The following is a 15,433-nucleotide window of genomic DNA, read 5'->3' on the forward strand; positions in this document are numbered from 1 at the left end:
ACGTGCATTCAATATATGTATCAAGATTTTGCTTTAAATATCAAAGAAAACCTGTGTCATTAAAATGACGTGGACTCGTATTGTGTAAGGGCTGCACCTAAAAGTCAAGTTCTAACAGATGCAATTTTTCGCATACGACGAGTTACAAATCATTTTTGCAGAAGAAGCCCTTAAAGGAAAGGATTACCGCTGCCCTGAATGTCATGGCCGTTTACGCGTCAAGGAAGGTCTCCATCGGCGCAAACATTTTTTTCATTTTCGTCCCTCTTCTTTTTGTCGCCAAAGTAGAAAAACTGAGACTCATCTCACGATCCAAAAAAAAATTCTTCAATCACTCCCTGAAGGGCAAGCGGTTTTAGAAAAACGTTTTCCCACAATCAATCGGGTTGCCGATGTTGTCTGGGAGGCAAAAAAACGGATTTTCGAAGTCCAATGTTCTCCGATTTCACTTCAAGAAGTCAAAGAACGTATGGCCGATTATGGCTCAGAAGGGTACGAAGTGATTTGGGTTTTACACGACTATCGGTTTAACCGAAAAAGACTTTCAGCCGCTGAAAACTATTTACGCCCCTCTCACGCTTTCTTTACATCGATCAATGCTAAAGGACGTGGTTTTTTTTACGATCAATACGAGATCTTCTCATCCGGAATCCGGGTAGAAAAAGGGCCACCCCACCCCATCGATATTGGACATCCTCCCCAAAAACGACCCAACTCTCCCCCTAAAAAGTCCAAATTACCAAAGCAACTTAAAAACTGGGGGCGTTTTCTCTATTATCTCATTTTGAAGCAGGCGGCTCAGTAGTATCTTCCGCTAAATGTCACTCCGGGGTTACCTCTGGATGGACTCTACGAGCATAAATGTTGAGCCAAAGAAAATAGAAAAGAATACCCAAGGCTAGAAGGAGGTGGATCCCCTTTTTCAATGGAAATGGGCGGAAAAGATCCGCTTGATGAGGATTTTTAGGGTTCACCCAGGCCCAGTTTTGAGATTCTTTCCACTTTTCTATATGGTCTTTTGCTAAGTAAATATTTGGATAAACAGCTTTAGTAATCCGGGTTTTATGGTGGTAGGTTGCCTCTCCCACTTTATATTGATAGGAAGCTACGACAATGTACTTTCCCGACCGCACTTCCTCTACATCCCAATTGTCGAATTGGGCCTTTACATCGAGAGAAAGCTGGAAATACCGGTGTAAATCTGTAAAGAAATTTAATGCCATATAGAGAGCCACTGCACCTGAAAGAAAAAACAAAATTTTAAAGACGTTTTTTGAAAGCATCAGCCATCTTCCTTGGAAATTGACGAATTATCGCAATCTTGGTATATTTTTTTCCAATGTAGTTTTATTGAAAAATTCTTACCTTCGAGATAACAATGGCTGAAGCAGAAAAAGAAGCAAAGAAAAAGAAAACCCCAACCGCCCAAAAGCGTATCATTCAAGACACAAAAAAGCGTGCGATAAGTCGCTCGTTCAAATCTAAAGTGCGCACCGCGATCAACGCTTTTGAAAAAGCGCTTTCTGCTGGTGAAAAAGAAATGATGCAGTCGGCCCTTAATACCGTCTATAGTTTGATGGATAAAGGAGTCAAAAAAGGCATCTATAAGCAAAATAAAGCAGCGCGCGTTAAGTCACAAGTTTCTTCTCTACAGCAGAAATCAGCTTAAGTCTGTTGCATTTTAGCATACACGTCTAACATTTCTCGAAGATCATCTGTAATCGGATAGCCTACTGCTTCTTGCGTTTCTAGCCAAGCGTAAGCAATTTTCGTATTTTGTTCGATTGAACAAGGATCTTTCACTTCTGTGACAAAGTGGTAATATCTATCTTGTCCCACATCATAATGACCAAGGTAGGCCTTCACCTCTCCAAGCTCCATTGCAGTTTCTTCTAAAACAGCTCGCTGCAACGCTTGTTGAATGGTTTCACCTTCTTTCAGATCGGCCGTTGGAAACTCATAAATTGGTTTTGCTTGTAAGACCTTTTCAATTAAAAGGATTTGATTTTTTGCATTGCGGACAAGAGCTGCAACATGAACTTTTTCGATCCCTTCCTTTTTCGCTTCATCAATTAGGTTGGTATACATGTGCACTCCTTTTGATTAATTCATCTTCCCATTATATATTGTAATATGCAAACAATTACTGAAGGCGTCCTTACAGGATGTAACGAACACCACGAATGGATGCTCAAAACGTGGTGGCACTATTACACTCTTTCCAATTCCATCCCTGTGACATTTGTCGATTTTGGGATGACGAAAAGTGCTCGCATGTGGTGCGAAAAAAGGGCTCCGGTCATCACGGTTTCTTTACCAGAAGTAACGCCAAAAGAGAAAATCGATCCCCAAAAAATCAAAGCGTGGGATGCCGATCAAACACACTCGAACTACTGGAGTGCACGCCCCCTTTGGTTTGCAAAACCACAAGCCTTACTGCAAAGTCCCTATGAAAAAACGGCTTGGATTGACCTCGATACTTTTGTCATTAAACCCATCACTCCACTCATTCAAGCATGCGAAAAAACAGGGATTGCCCTTGTTCCTGAAACAGAAATAGGCATTACACGTGGGCGAAAGGTGGGTTATTATGGACCAAATGAATCGGTCTATAATATGGGAATCATCAGCTACAAAAAAAGCCATCCTTTTTTGAAGATGTGGGCTGATGCTTGCTTGACAAAGACTGATCAGTTTCTTGGTGATCAAGATCTCTTTGCAAAACTTGCACACGATGAAAAATTACCAATTCATGTCCTACCACGCATTTACAATTGGCGCCTATGCGATGGAATGCAAGAGGATGTGGTGATTATTCATTTGACGCATCGCGGAAAACAAGTTCTCTATACAAAACTACCAATTGGGTTGTTATGAAAAAAGGTGTTTTAACTGGATGTGATATTCATCATGAATGGATGCTTAAATGGTGGTGGAATCACTACAAAACGCATTGCGATCTTCAGATTGCTTTTTGTGACTTTGGGATGTCCAAAAGTGCACGCACGTGGTGTGAAACTAAAGGAACTGTTTTATCAGCATCAGACCATCTCCTAAAACAAATCACTAGAGATCAAAAAGAAAAATGGCAAGACTTACATCCCGATGAGATTTGGAATGATCGAGAGATTTGGTTTAAAAAGCCCCTTTTCCTCTCATTGACTCCGTTTGAGCACTCGGTTTGGATAGATGTCGATGCCGAGGTGAAAAAACCTCTGACATCTCTTTTTGATTTCCTGAAAAAATCTCACTTTGCCATCTGCCAAGATGTTCCGCGTGGCATTGCAATTCGGCGCAAAAAAGGATTACTTTTCCCCGATGAAAACGCTTTTCTCACTGGGGTAATTGCCTACCAATCAACCTCTCCTTTATTAAAAAAGTGGATTGAAAATTGTCTGAAACGCAATGACATGTTTTTTTCCGAACAAGATGCACTTAACCGAACCATTTACGAAGAACAGATTCCCTTTGAAATCCTCCCAAGTGGCTACAATTATGCTCCTTGTACTGATTGTCCTCTTCCTGAAAATTTAGTCATCTACCACCACCCATTTGTGCAAGGAAAAAATCAAATTCTCCAGTCTCACACTTTTGCATAATTACAAAGACCGGGTATAAGAGTGTTATGATCAACAAGAGCCAAGGCATCCTCACCGGATGCGACTCAAACCATGAATGGATGCTTAAATGGTGGTGGAATCACTACCAAACGTGTAATTCATACCCCGTGACATTTATCGATTTTGGGATGACTCAGGGCGCCAAAAACTGGTGTGAAACCAAAGGGCAGGTCCTGACTCTTACCCCCACCGAAGTAGGCGCTGCTCCTGATTGCGCTTCACCATTTGCGCGCATAAAACGAAAAACATGGCTTTCTAAACCTCAAGCTCTATTAAAAACCCCTTATGATGAAACCATTTGGATCGACATTGATGCTGAAGTAAAACAGTCATTGACCCCTCTTTTCAATCAGTGTCCAAAAGACACTTTTGCTCTTTGTCCTGAACTTTTTTTTCGTGAAGAAGCAGAAAAAAATTCCGGCATCATCCCGAAAGATGCGAAGAGCTTTAACACAGGCGTGATTGTCTACCCTGCCAATGCCCCCCTCCTCTCTCTTTGGGCTGAGGCAGCAAAGCAAACAACCGCGCTCGGAGATCAAGACCTGCTCAGTCGGCTCATCTTTGAAAAAAAAGTTCCTGTTATCCTCCTTCCTTCCACATTTAACCGTATCCATCCGGCTATCGGCGAATCGGATGATGTCATTTATCACTACGCGAGTCAAATGGGACAATCGACCCTCCTTGAAAAACTTAAAATAGGAGCTTCTTCATGACATGTGGAGTGATTACAGGTTGCGATGAAAAACAAGAGTGGTTGCTCAAAACATGGTGGTATTATTACACAAACAGCAACACCTATCCTGTCACTATTATTGATTTTGGCATGTCGAAAAGCGCACGTATCTGGTGCGAAAAACATGCACAAGTGATAACTGTTATACCCCCTACAACCGCTTCAAAAGAAGAAATTGATCTAGAAAAAATAAAAGTTTGGAACATCATTACGACACATCAAAATTTTTGGCCTTCTCGCCCGCTGTGGTTTGCAAAATCTCAGGCAATGCTCAAAACTCCCTATGATAAAACAGCATGGATTGATCTAGATACATTCGTCATCCGATCCATCAAACCTCTTATTGATGCTTGTGAAGAAACGGGAATCGCAGTTGTTCCTGAAATTGAACATGGAATCATTACAGGAAAAAAATATGGTTATTATAAGCAAGATGAAGCTGTCTACAATCTTGGAATCATCAGCTATAAAAAAGACAATCCTTTTATTCAACGTTGGGCTGATAACTGCCTGAAAAAATCTGCAGAATTTATGGGAGATCAAGACCTTTTCATTCGTATGGCACACGAAGAAAACGTTGCGATCAAAGAGCTTCCTGAAATTTATAATTGGCGCTTAACAAGTGGTTGGCGCGACGATGTAGCGATTATCCATTTTGCCCATACAGGAAAACAAACTCTTTATATCAACCTTAAAACAGGAGTGATATGAAACAAGGAATTCTCACAGGATGTGACGAAAGACACGAGTGGATGTTAAAATGGTGGTGGACTCATTACTCTGCTCATAATGCTTATCCTATAATGTTTTGTGACTTTGGCATGACCAAAAGTGCCCGCAATTGGTGTGAAACTAAAGGAACTGTTCTTTCACTTGATCTTCCCGAAGACTTCATCGCTCCGCGTGAAGAGATCCACCCTACCCTACTCAAAAGATGGGAACCTCTTTATAAAAACGCTTCGTGGAATGCGCGCAAAGCTTGGTTTCACAAACCATTTGTCATTCCCCATACACCCTTTGAAGAAACCATTTGGATCGATCTCGATGCGCAAGTGAAAAAACCTCTCGCCCCCTTTTTTACTGCGCTCAAAAAATCTGAAGACGGATTTGCTCTTTGTAAAGACACTCCTCAAGGCTATTTCCTCCGCCTCCATCTCGGACTTCTCCATCCCAAAGAGTCTGCCTATCAAGCAGGCGTTATCGCTTACAGAAAAGATTCACCTGTCATCCAAAAATGGTTAGAAAACTGCAAAAAATACAACACCCTATTTTTTTCCGATCAAGATATTCTCAATCGGACAATTCATGAAGAGCAGTATAACATTTACGAACTCTCAACCTACTACAATTACATCCCTGGTTACCCTGAATTTTCCTATCCCGATCCCCTTATTGTTCACTACGCTACAAACATTGGAAAAGACCAAATTTTCAAAAAGCTCGGAGTCCCTCCCACATGAGTCAAGGCATCATCACAGGAACCAACGCACGCTACGAATGGATGCTTAAACTCTGGTGGCATTACTATTCACAAACCAACACCCACCCTGTCACCTTCATGGATTTTGGCATGTCAAAAAGTGCACGTCTCTGGTGCGAAAAAAGAGGAGACGTCCTGACTATATCTGTGCCAAAAGGTGTTCCTACAGGGGAAGCAAAAATCGAACTTTCAAAAAAACGGGAATGGGAAGTCGCTTACAAAAATCCTTGGGAAGCTCGTAAGTGTTGGTTTTACAAACCATTTGCTCTCCTAGAAACACCTTATGAACAAACTCTTTGGGTCGACATCGATACCTTTATCATCAAACCCCTCTCCCCTCTTTTCGAACTCAACCTTTACCGCATCGCGCTGACTCAAGAGCACTCTCGCATTTACAACCCAGCCAAGCTACTTCCTAGAGAAGTTTCCTACGCAACAAGCCTCATTGGCTACACTAAAAATCATCCTCTGATAAAAAAATGGGCAGAAAAAACGAAAGAATGGAACCACCTTTTCCTAGGCGACCAAGAAATTTTAAGTAGGCTGATTTGCGAAGACCAAGTTCCCGTCACTCCCCTCCCTCCTATCTATAACGCAAAACCAAAATCCGACCTTTCCCCCGATACATTTATTGTGCACTTTGGTAATGTCGCAAAGTCAGAATTGTACCGTAAAATCTATAACCCCCATCAGCTTCAATGAAAACAGAAGGAATTCTTACTGGGTGTGACGAACCCCACGAATGGATGCTCAAAATTTGGTGGCATTATTACTCACAAACCAACACTTATCCTGTTGCTTTTTGTGACTTTGGCATGTCGAAAAGTGCACGTATTTGGTGTGAAAAAAGAGGAACAATCATTGACCCTAAAGTTCCCCAAAATATCCCCGTTCCCAAAGAAGACGTCGATCCCAAGCTATGGATAGAGTGGGAACAAACCTACACAGATATCATTTGGACTTCACGCCAAGTTTGGTTTCAAAAACCTTACGCCATCACCCAAAGCCCCTTTGATCAAACCATCTGGCTTGATCTAGATACCTTTGTCATCAAACCCCTCACTCCTCTCATGGAAGCCTCCGACGAATCTGGTCTTGCCATGTGCCGTTGCTATGACAAATCCATCTTCAACTCAGGCGTCATTAGCTTTCAAACCAAGCTCCCTCTCATCCAAGAGTGGGCAGATACAACGACAACGACAACTCACAAATTTATCGGTGACCAAGACGTTCTCAATTACCTCATCCAAACGCAAAACTTTCCCATCAAAGACATGCCCACAATCTTCAACCGTCGGTTCCAACACGGAATTACAGATGATACCTTCATCATCCACTTTTCCGGCGCCTTTAAAAAAGAGATGTTTGAAAAGATCTACAGTCCAAATTTTCAGTAAGACCGATTCTTTTTGGCACCAATTCATATCTCTCTGTCAAAGTTCTTAAAATAGAACTTTTTACATCTCTTTAACAATTGAAAGAGCAAGATTCTCATTCAACAGCGCTATTCAGCAACACATGACAAATTTCGTCTTCGATCTTGCCTTTGATTTCACGGCCTGACTTGACGTAACCATTTACAAAAATCGCAAAGGCGATTTCGTCGTTCAAATAACCACAAAGAGACGAAACTCCTGTCATTGTTCCTGTTTTCGCGCGGACTTTTGAAACCAAAAACGGAGCGGTCATCCGTTTTTTAAGCGACCCGTCCACTCCACCAATCGGAAGAGCAGCTTTTAGAGCATCACGGTAAACAAACTTGTCGTGTACCCACTTTAAAAACGAAACCATTTGATGCGCTGAAACCAAATTGTAGCGGGAAGCACCGCACCCATCGACAACAATCATTTCGCCAATATCTAATCCCACTTTTTGTTCTAAGAAGTCTCGTACAGCGCGGCTCCCTTTTTGCCATGATCCTGGAGCTCCATAGCGCACTTCTCCCACTTTTTTAAAGAGCGCATCAGCATATAAATTGTCCGATTCTTTGAGCGTGGGGATCAAGATCTCGGAAAGGGGTTTTGAGCGGTGAATTCCGATTTCTTTCACATGTTTCACACACATTCCCACTTTGACTTCCCCATCAAAAACAATCTGATTTTGTTTGAAAAGGACCTTCATAACATCGGCTACAAACGCATGAGGCTCACGCACAGGTTGCATAAACTCTTTCGGCTCATCCCCAATTTCCAATGATCCCACAACTTCAAAGCGTCCGTCATAAAGACGCTCTACACTCACGTTGCTTCCACCTTTTCCTGTGACAGACCGGTTGAGAATGCTGATTGCACCGCACCGAGGATACAAATCGACATAACAGGGCCTACCAGCCTCGCTACCTGGCTTGACAGTAAATTGAATGCAGTTGTGTTCCAAAATGATCCCATTAAGCGGAGAAAAACAATAAGTGTCTGTATCATCCCACATCCAACCAGGTCCTTGGGTGATGTCATCGAATACAGATAAATCAAGAATCAAATCCCCTTTGATCCGATCAACTCCATTTTCTTTCATGAGGTGGATGATTTCTTCAAGTCCTGCCACATCAAGTGAAGGATCCCCTGAAGCCACCAAATAACAATTCCCAACAAGTTCACCTTTTTTCACTTTACCATCAGTCATCATCCGTGTTTCAAACTGATAGTTAGCCCCTAAAAGATCAAGAGCGGCAGCGGCGACAAAAAGTTTCACATTGCTGCCTGGAACATAGCGCTTATTGCTATTCTTTTCATAGGAAAGCTCTCCATTTAGCGCTACCACTTCAATTCCCACTTGAGCTGTCGGATCTGCCGTTTCAATCGTCTTTTCAATTGCGCTTTGTATATATGCCGTCCGATCTTGGACCGATGTTGCTTGAGCTGCAACTGCAAAAATGAGTAAAAAAATTACACGTCTAAACATTCCAACTTTCTCCTGATTCCAGACAACTTTTGGGCCGACTGCGCCACACAAAGTTCTATTGTTTCTGCCTCGCCGTAAATTTCGAGAGACAAACGGGCTCTAGTTATACCAGTATAGAGGATTTCTCTGCCAAAAATTTCAGATCCCGGCGGAACCAGCAGTGCCACATGATCATATTCACTTCCCTGACTCTTGTGCACTGATATTGCATATGCCAACTCAAGTCCCGGCAATAAGACAGCTGGAATCACCTTATCTCCAAACTCGACCACATCTTCTGCTTCAAGCTCTACTGATCCAGTCTGTTTCACCCACTCACCCATTTCTCCATTACAAACTTCATAGTCATAACTCGTCCGTGTTACCATGACAGGAATGCGCCACTCTCCCCCCTGATACTCTTTGCGAAAAGCTTCAAAAAGTTCCCGATTGATTGCCTCTACTCCGTAGGGTCCTTCACGCAAACACGACAAAATCCGAAAACCACCCTGTTTAAACCGCTTTTTCCACTCTCGCACATCTAGTCCCTTCAAACTTTTCGCCTCGATTGCTTTCCCCACTTTTACACACGCGGCCTTTTCCAAAATCTCCACCTGATCACTCCGCATACATTCATCCAAATGAGCATAACACTCAGGATGACACTCCTTCATCCAGCCACAGATTTCTCCATAGACCGTCCCCGCCTCAACAGGAGGCAACTGATCATGATCTCCCACAAGAATCAAACGGGTTCCTTCCCGAATTGTGCTGAAAAGAGCTCCCCACATTCCTACATCAATCATCGAACACTCATCCACAACAACCATCCCCGCATCTAACTTCTTCTTTCCCCACAAAATATCGCTCACACTCCGGACTCCGAGCAACCGGTGCAACGTCCCCCCCTTTACATCTCCTAACCTGCGCATCAACTCCGCAACTGCTTTACCTGTAGGGGCCGCCACAAGTACCTTTCCACCTGCATCACAAAATTGCCCCACAAGTTCGGCAACCGTATGCGTCTTTCCTGTTCCAGGCCCACCCGATAAACAAAAGACACTCGCGCGAAGCCCTTTACTAACTGCTTCTTTCTGCCCTTCATTCAATGAACCCATCCCCATCATGTCAATCGGCTTGACATCCATGATAAGGCGCTTCAGTTCACGCACAACACGCGATTCCATGACCCAACACCGTTGAAAATAAGCTAAATCACCCCACTGACCGATCGGTTCTTCAAACCACTCTTCATCCCCATGAAGTTCACGCGCAGTAGGAATCACTTTTTGCACGCACAGATGGCCTTGCCTTACAGCTTCCATCATTTCAGCAGCTTCAGGAATACCAACATTGTCTGCCACAAGTTGATCTATGACAATCTCGTCATTCAAAATCGACACTCCAAAAAATTTGCCCCATCCTAACACATCATTTTTTTTTCCGAAAAAAAATGATTATCGAGCAGGATCATAAACTTTTCTTAAACTATTTATACTTGAAAAGAATAAAATACCTGAACTATGCTTTTCCTTAATTAAACTTCATATGAGGGTTTTTAAAATGACTCAAGTTGGAAATGTAACAAGCCAAGCAACAAATACTACAACAACTCGTGAGGACAAGCCTTTCCGTCCAAGCTCAGAAGATATGAGAGCTAAACTCAAGAGTCTTATGCAACAAGTGAAAGACGAAAGAAAAGCTACTGATTCTCAGTCACTTGTAAACAGAGCGCTAGTCGGAACTCCAGACGAAAAACTTTTTTCTTAACCCATTCTTTTTTAAGAGAATAAATAACGCCCCTTTTCTTCCTATTAATTAAAATTTTTGTTATAATTAAAATTATATTAATAGGAATATAAGATAAGGGGAAGTAAATGAGTACAGATGTCACTCAATCATCAACGTTTAAGTCAATTTGTTCTTTTAATCCAGAGAATCAAACGATCAAAGAATCGGGTCTAAAGACAATCTCGTCTGTTGTCTCTTCGGTCATCTCTCATTTACAAACAACTGATCAAGAGGTAGATAGCGAAGCAATCGCCACTTTTTCTCAAAAAATTGGACTGATCAACTCCAAACTCGAAGACGGTGGAAAAGGCACCCCATTTTCAGTTGCTCTCTACACAATGGACCTTTTAGTCGATCTGAGAAAGAACTTATCCCCTGAAAACCAAGACGTTTTGAAGCATCCTTTCGTCTCTCAGCTAAAAGATCTTGCTGAACAAGGCACCATAGAAGATCAAGCGGGTATCGCAACACAAATCTACCGATTTCAAAAAAATGTTTTAAATCCTGCGCTTCTGCAAGCCCAATCCCGAGAAGAACTTGCCTCCCTCCGCCCTCTCGTAAAACTCATCTTTGAAATCACTCCAAAAGTTGCAGATGCCGATCCAAAAGGCATACTTAATAAGCTCAAAGAAATCACCATTGCGAATTACAACTATACATACACGGTGACCAACCCTACATATACAACTCTGCTTGCATACGAGCCGGGAAGTATTTCCAACTTAGAAAACCCCAAGAGAAGAGCCACAATCGTCTCAAAGTTAACAGAGCTTCAACAACAGATTGGAGGCATCGCAGATGGCCCCCACATGACAACACATGATAAAGTTACCATCTATCACGCTTACTTACAAATCCAAGCTGAATTTGGAGAAAATGGCACCGAATTAAATGAAGTCATCGATACCTTAGAAACAACACTTGGCCTACATAAAGGAATTAAAAGTGGCTTTCCTCTAGAGTTAACAGAACTCTTATCAAAGCCTATCTCAGGAGAACTTGCTCCAATTGCCAAAAAGCTGACAGCATTTGAACGTGATCACCTCATTCCAGCGCTTCAACAAGCGACAACAAGAGAAGAGCTCACAGCTCTTGAGCCCCTACTAGACCAGTGCATTGAACTCAAATCTAAAGTGATTTCAGGCGATAAAAAAAGCAGATTAGAAAATTCTCACAACGAAATGATCAACCTATGGAATGCAAAATTTCAAAAAACAGATCCAAATTTCGCTCCCCTCGTAGCCTATACACCAGGAAAAATTAAAAACCTTAGCAGTCCAGAAAGAAGAGAGCAAGTTGCAACTAGTATTCATGAGTACATTGAAAAAGCAATTCAATCATTCGATCATCCCATTTTCAAGCAAGATGAGAAAATGGCCCTTTACGAAGCTGTTCTCCAAATTCAAACTGAGTTTCAAGAACATGGAGACGGAAAACGTCTCGAACCCACTGCAAAAGCCCTACGCGAAGCACTTTCCATTCCAGAACCCGAACTTGTAATACCCAAACCAGAGCCGAAAGTAGAACCCAAAGCAAAAAGCGGCGTTTTTGCCATGTGGGAAAAGCGCGCTTCAGGATCAGGATCAGAAAATTCAACTCCCAAAATATCCCATGTTTCTGCAAAAAAAGAAATATCACCTGAAGTTCGCCGACAAAAATCTATACAAATCATTCAAGAAAAACTTGGGTCCTTAGATTTACAATCACAGTTTCTGAGTGAAAACATCTCTGACATCAAACGTCAAATCAGAACACTTCGCTCCATTTCGGGAGATCAAGCCGAGTTCAAGCATCTTGAAAAAGCACTTGACGCACTCCAAGACCCCACTCCATTCGCCATCTCTGATGAAGAGCACGTTTTCATGAACTTTCTTGGGAAAAAGCACAACCTCTCAAAAGTCCAACTACGTCAATACCAAGCTCAAGAAAAACCAACAGTCATTAATGCCAAATCGGAACTTCTAAAAGCTCTCAAAAAATCCGTTGCTACACCAGACCGACTAGACGCTGTAGCACAACGCGCATTAGCAACTGAATCAGCCAATGCAAAACAAATGCGTTTCCGTCGCTTTACTGATATTCATGCACCTAATCCAGCATTAAGTCACAATTTCGCAGCACACTATCCAGCCCTCATCCAGACCTTTGAACTCTTCACAAGGGAAACTGTCCTACCAGACCTCGAAAAATCATGGATTAAATTAGCAACAGTCTATGACTCTCACACAGGTGGAAAATTTTCGGAGCTGCTGACCAACTATTCCTACATGGATCCACGCAGACAATTTCCAGCGTATGTTCAATATTGCCAAGAAAGTTTTCTCGATTCATTCGATTTTGGAGCAATTGACCATATTCCTCTTGGCGCGCTTGATCCCTACCTTGTAGAGAGGGTTGAAGAACATAAAACAGATGCTGCCGATGTATTTACAGGGAGTTATGAAAGCTTTTTTCAAGAGAATCACTTTTGGCTGTTCGACAACATTGATCACATTGTAGCCCCATACAATCAAGGAGACCAAGTAAACACTAATCTAGGCGGAGGGGTTTGTTATAACAACTCACTCCACCGCATGAGTGAGTACCTGAAAAACCCTCAACTTGACCGTAACTCTCTACCGATGGGCAGTACTGAAAGAACAAGATACTATCAAAACCAAGTCCAGCGCAAGTACCAGAAAGCAAAAGAAGGCGAAATGACCTGGGACGAAGCAAGCCAAGCGATTAAACAGAACTGCTCTGAGTATGGGTTAGCTCATCATTACACGCACAACGTCCCTTCCTATGACACTCTTGCAAAAGAGATGGAAACTTTCAGTGATCTCAAGTACAAACAAGTGGTACTTATTCTGCGCAACTCAAGTACAAACAAAGCACATGCAGTCAATCTAATTTTCGACAAAGAGAACGGAACGTACAGTTTTGAGGATGATAACGTAGGCCGCGTGAACTATAGTTCACTCAAAGAGCTACAAGAGCAAGGAACAGCTTACTTCAAAACATACTACGAGGCTCATTTTCCAGCCCTTGAATTCGAATGCTACAGCATCGCATAAATAAGTTAAGGGGCTAACCGCCCCTGCTCTTTCACAATGCGCAGCGCTTCCTCGTACGTCTCTTGATGCAGGGTTTCTCGTTTGTACTGATCTTCTGCGCTTCTAGTATGATAGCGAACCTTGCCTTTTATAGTAGAAACGCTACTAACTTGGCCAGACTGAATCTTTGTAAATTTATTATCCTCAAAAATGAAGATAGCTAATTCAATATTCTGCTCATTAAAGGGAAAATTGTGTAGATACGGTCTAATCTCTTTATTTTCATTTACGGATTTTAGGTACTCATTAACACAGTTAATGACTAATTCTCTACTCTCATCAATTGATAAAAGATGATAACAGTTAAAACTTAGCGCTAGCTTTTTTACATCATGCATCATTGATCCACCAGAACCTACCGGATCTAGTTGATATTTTTTACTGAGCTTCTTTGCTGTTTTCGCAGTAATTTTGTCTGAGATTTTTTCATACTCAGGAATTACATATTCTATTTTGGTTCCTGAAATAAAAATCCAAGAAACTATAGGGATAAGAATAGAAACAAATCCCATACATTTTTTCTTAATTGTCACAGGCCCCTCCTAAGAAGCTACCCATATGGGAAGATATAGAGTCCATCACACGGATGGCAAATATACTCATAAATAAGCTAAGGATTTAGTCGCCCCTGTTCTTTTACAATCCGCAGCGCTTCTTCGTACGTCTCTTGATGCAGAGTTTCTAATTTGTATTCGTCTTCAATACTATCAGTATAGTACCTTACTTGTTCCTTTACAGCAGATACCCCATTTACCTTTCCAGGAGAAATTTTTTGAAAGTTTTTATCCCCGAAAAAAAAGATAATTACTTGGATATTTTGCTCGGTGAAGGGATAATTATGTAAATAAGGTCTGATTTCTTCATTTTCATTTACGGATTTTAGATATTCATTTACACAGTTAATGACTAATTCTCTACTCTCATCAATTGACAATGGACGATAACAGTTAAAACTTAGCGCCAACATTTCTACATCATGCATCATTGATCCACCAGAACCTACCGGATCTAGTTGATATTTTTTACTGAGTTTCTTTGCTGTTTTTGCAGTAATTTTGTCTGAGATTTTTTCATACTCGGGAATTACATATTCCATTTTGGTTCCTGAAATAAAAATCCAAGAAACTATAGGGATGAGAATGAAAGAAACAATTATCAATCTTTTATTAACAGTCATAGAGCGACTTCATTGTTATTATCTTTTCGAAAACAATTTGCTTCTTCCGAAAACGACATTGTTATAGAGATAAAAATCAATATATTTTAACGCAAATTCATTTCTCAGCCATTCTTCAAAAAGTCAAAGTGAGATTTGCTCATCACTCTCATTAGAAAAAACGATTTTCTTCGCTTCTTCGTAGTCTTCTCTTTTTAATGTTTTTACAGTATATTCAGAGTCTCGATAATGATAGACAATTTTTCCCTTTATAACTGCAAGAGAAGCTAGCTGGCCAACATCAAATCTTTTTTTATCTTCAGAATGAACATAAATAGTTAAATCGATATTTTTTGAGTCAAATGGGTAGTTTTGCAAATAAGATCTAATTTCTTCATTAGAGTTAATTCTATTTAAAAAATATTCAGCGCAATGAACTAGTAAATCCCTATATTCATGAATGGTCAATGTACGGCAACAATCAAAACTTAAGGCCAATTCCTCAATTTTTTCATGAATCGCACCTCCAAAACCAACAGGTTTGAGATCATATGTTTTCGCTATTTCTTTTGCCACTTGAGATCTTAACTTATTCGCCATTATCTCGTGGTTAGAATAAATCAACTTATTTCCTCCCCATAGAGAGCTACCAAAAAGAAAAAAAATAAATATAAAATA

Annotated in this window: 18 protein-coding genes; 11 read left to right on the plus strand and 7 right to left on the minus strand. The window is 41.2% G+C overall.

Annotated elements, in window-relative coordinates; translation table 11 throughout:
- Positions 1-118 precede the first annotated feature (118 nt).
- Entirely contained in the window at positions 119-805 is a 687-nt protein-coding gene (locus SNE_RS11840; RefSeq protein WP_013944691.1) for a competence protein CoiA, read from the plus strand.
- Between the two features lie 16 nt (positions 806-821).
- Here the strand turns inward: SNE_RS11840 and SNE_RS11845 are convergent, their stop codons facing one another.
- Positions 822-1,283 (minus strand): DUF3592 domain-containing protein, encoded by a 462-nt coding sequence (locus SNE_RS11845; RefSeq protein ID WP_013944692.1) that lies wholly within the window; start codon positions 1,281-1,283, stop codon positions 822-824.
- Between the two features lie 95 nt (positions 1,284-1,378).
- Between SNE_RS11845 and rpsT the strand changes: the two genes are divergently transcribed.
- Entirely contained in the window at positions 1,379-1,669 is a 291-nt protein-coding gene (gene rpsT / locus SNE_RS11850; protein WP_013944693.1) for a 30S ribosomal protein S20, read from the plus strand.
- Here the strand turns inward: rpsT and SNE_RS11855 are convergent.
- Complete coding sequence (locus SNE_RS11855) at positions 1,666-2,088, minus strand: NUDIX hydrolase (RefSeq protein WP_013944694.1); 423 nt, start codon at positions 2,086-2,088, stop codon at positions 1,666-1,668. The two genes, rpsT and SNE_RS11855, sit on opposite strands and share 4 nt — an antisense overlap.
- A 45-nt stretch (positions 2,089-2,133) precedes the next feature.
- Between SNE_RS11855 and SNE_RS11860 the strand changes: the two genes are divergently transcribed.
- The 7 genes from SNE_RS11860 to SNE_RS11890 are packed head-to-tail and all read left to right on the plus strand — an operon-like array spanning position 2,134 to position 7,230.
- A complete protein-coding gene (locus SNE_RS11860) occupies positions 2,134-2,877 on the plus strand; it encodes a glycosyltransferase family protein (protein ID WP_013944695.1) in 744 nt (247 codons plus the stop codon).
- Positions 2,874-3,599, plus strand: a complete 726-nt coding sequence (locus SNE_RS11865) for a glycosyltransferase family protein (protein WP_013944696.1) — start codon at positions 2,874-2,876, stop codon at positions 3,597-3,599. Before SNE_RS11860 ends, SNE_RS11865 begins: the two co-directional genes overlap by 4 nt.
- Before the next feature lie 26 nt (positions 3,600-3,625).
- A complete protein-coding gene (locus tag SNE_RS11870; RefSeq protein ID WP_013944697.1) occupies positions 3,626-4,333 on the plus strand; it encodes a glycosyltransferase family protein in 708 nt (235 codons plus the stop codon).
- Complete coding sequence (locus SNE_RS11875; protein WP_013944698.1) at positions 4,330-5,064, plus strand: glycosyltransferase family protein; 735 nt, start codon at positions 4,330-4,332, stop codon at positions 5,062-5,064. Before SNE_RS11870 ends, SNE_RS11875 begins: the two co-directional genes overlap by 4 nt.
- Positions 5,061-5,813, plus strand: a complete 753-nt coding sequence (locus SNE_RS11880; protein WP_013944699.1) for a glycosyltransferase family protein — start codon at positions 5,061-5,063, stop codon at positions 5,811-5,813. The genes SNE_RS11875 and SNE_RS11880 overlap by 4 nt, the downstream gene beginning before the upstream one ends.
- Positions 5,810-6,535 carry a glycosyltransferase family protein gene (locus SNE_RS11885; RefSeq protein WP_013944700.1) on the plus strand — a complete coding sequence of 242 codons (726 nt, stop codon included), beginning with the start codon at positions 5,810-5,812 and terminating at the stop codon, positions 6,533-6,535. The genes SNE_RS11880 and SNE_RS11885 overlap by 4 nt, the downstream gene beginning before the upstream one ends.
- Positions 6,532-7,230, plus strand: coding sequence for a glycosyltransferase family protein (locus tag SNE_RS11890; protein WP_013944701.1), 699 nt, complete (start codon positions 6,532-6,534; stop codon positions 7,228-7,230). Before SNE_RS11885 ends, SNE_RS11890 begins: the two co-directional genes overlap by 4 nt.
- A 94-nt stretch (positions 7,231-7,324) precedes the next feature.
- Here the strand turns inward: SNE_RS11890 and dacB are convergent, their stop codons facing one another.
- Together dacB and SNE_RS11900 are read right to left on the minus strand one after the other, a co-directional pair.
- Entirely contained in the window at positions 7,325-8,734 is a 1,410-nt protein-coding gene (dacB, locus tag SNE_RS11895) for a D-alanyl-D-alanine carboxypeptidase/D-alanyl-D-alanine endopeptidase (protein ID WP_013944702.1), read from the minus strand.
- Positions 8,719-10,107: an ATP-dependent DNA helicase gene (locus tag SNE_RS11900; RefSeq protein WP_148259021.1), complete on the minus strand. Its 1,389-nt coding sequence runs from the start codon at positions 10,105-10,107 to the stop codon at positions 8,719-8,721. Before SNE_RS11900 ends, dacB begins: the two co-directional genes overlap by 16 nt.
- A 169-nt stretch (positions 10,108-10,276) precedes the next feature.
- Here SNE_RS11900 and SNE_RS11905 point away from each other — a divergent pair, with 169 nt between their 5' ends.
- Together SNE_RS11905 and SNE_RS11910 are read left to right on the plus strand one after the other, a co-directional pair.
- Positions 10,277-10,483, plus strand: a complete 207-nt coding sequence (locus SNE_RS11905; protein WP_041419110.1) for a hypothetical protein — start codon at positions 10,277-10,279, stop codon at positions 10,481-10,483.
- A 107-nt stretch (positions 10,484-10,590) separates the two neighbouring features.
- Positions 10,591-13,560 carry a hypothetical protein gene (locus SNE_RS11910; RefSeq protein WP_013944705.1) on the plus strand — a complete coding sequence of 990 codons (2,970 nt, stop codon included), beginning with the start codon at positions 10,591-10,593 and terminating at the stop codon, positions 13,558-13,560.
- A 5-nt stretch (positions 13,561-13,565) separates the two neighbouring features.
- Here the strand turns inward: SNE_RS11910 and SNE_RS11915 are convergent, their stop codons facing one another.
- The 3 genes from SNE_RS11915 to SNE_RS11925 form a co-directional block, all read right to left on the minus strand.
- Positions 13,566-14,132, minus strand: coding sequence for a hypothetical protein (locus SNE_RS11915; RefSeq protein ID WP_041419111.1), 567 nt, complete (start codon positions 14,130-14,132; stop codon positions 13,566-13,568).
- 77 nt (positions 14,133-14,209) lie between these two features.
- Positions 14,210-14,776, minus strand: a complete 567-nt coding sequence (locus SNE_RS11920; protein WP_013944707.1) for a hypothetical protein — start codon at positions 14,774-14,776, stop codon at positions 14,210-14,212.
- Between the two features lie 123 nt (positions 14,777-14,899).
- Complete coding sequence (locus SNE_RS11925) at positions 14,900-15,355, minus strand: hypothetical protein (protein ID WP_231919513.1); 456 nt, start codon at positions 15,353-15,355, stop codon at positions 14,900-14,902.
- Positions 15,356-15,433: the final 78 nt, after the last annotated feature.

The organism is Simkania negevensis Z (assembly GCF_000237205.1).
In the GTDB taxonomy this organism is placed as follows: Bacteria; Chlamydiota; Chlamydiia; order Chlamydiales; family Simkaniaceae; genus Simkania; species Simkania negevensis.

Bases quoted from the DNA above. Each gene is read 5' to 3' on its own strand.
- SNE_RS11875 (WP_013944698.1), top strand. From the start codon at position 4,330: ATGACATGTGGAGTGATTACAGGTTGCGATGAAAAACAAGAGTGGTTG.
- SNE_RS11855 (WP_013944694.1), bottom strand. From the start codon at position 2,088: ATGTATACCAACCTAATTGATGAAGCGAAAAAGGAAGGGATCGAAAAA.
- SNE_RS11840 (WP_013944691.1), top strand. From the start codon at position 119: ATGCAATTTTTCGCATACGACGAGTTACAAATCATTTTTGCAGAAGAA.
- SNE_RS11890 (WP_013944701.1), top strand. From the start codon at position 6,532: ATGAAAACAGAAGGAATTCTTACTGGGTGTGACGAACCCCACGAATGG.
- SNE_RS11865 (WP_013944696.1), top strand. From the start codon at position 2,874: ATGAAAAAAGGTGTTTTAACTGGATGTGATATTCATCATGAATGGATG.
- SNE_RS11925 (WP_231919513.1), bottom strand. From the start codon at position 15,355: ATGGCGAATAAGTTAAGATCTCAAGTGGCAAAAGAAATAGCGAAAACA.
- SNE_RS11885 (WP_013944700.1), top strand. From the start codon at position 5,810: ATGAGTCAAGGCATCATCACAGGAACCAACGCACGCTACGAATGGATG.
- SNE_RS11910 (WP_013944705.1), top strand. From the start codon at position 10,591: ATGAGTACAGATGTCACTCAATCATCAACGTTTAAGTCAATTTGTTCT.
- SNE_RS11920 (WP_013944707.1), bottom strand. From the start codon at position 14,776: ATGACTGTTAATAAAAGATTGATAATTGTTTCTTTCATTCTCATCCCT.
- rpsT (WP_013944693.1), top strand. From the start codon at position 1,379: ATGGCTGAAGCAGAAAAAGAAGCAAAGAAAAAGAAAACCCCAACCGCC.
- dacB (WP_013944702.1), bottom strand. From the start codon at position 8,734: ATGTTTAGACGTGTAATTTTTTTACTCATTTTTGCAGTTGCAGCTCAA.
- SNE_RS11845 (WP_013944692.1), bottom strand. From the start codon at position 1,283: ATGCTTTCAAAAAACGTCTTTAAAATTTTGTTTTTTCTTTCAGGTGCA.
- SNE_RS11860 (WP_013944695.1), top strand. From the start codon at position 2,134: ATGCAAACAATTACTGAAGGCGTCCTTACAGGATGTAACGAACACCAC.
- SNE_RS11870 (WP_013944697.1), top strand. From the start codon at position 3,626: ATGATCAACAAGAGCCAAGGCATCCTCACCGGATGCGACTCAAACCAT.
- SNE_RS11905 (WP_041419110.1), top strand. From the start codon at position 10,277: ATGACTCAAGTTGGAAATGTAACAAGCCAAGCAACAAATACTACAACA.
- SNE_RS11880 (WP_013944699.1), top strand. From the start codon at position 5,061: ATGAAACAAGGAATTCTCACAGGATGTGACGAAAGACACGAGTGGATG.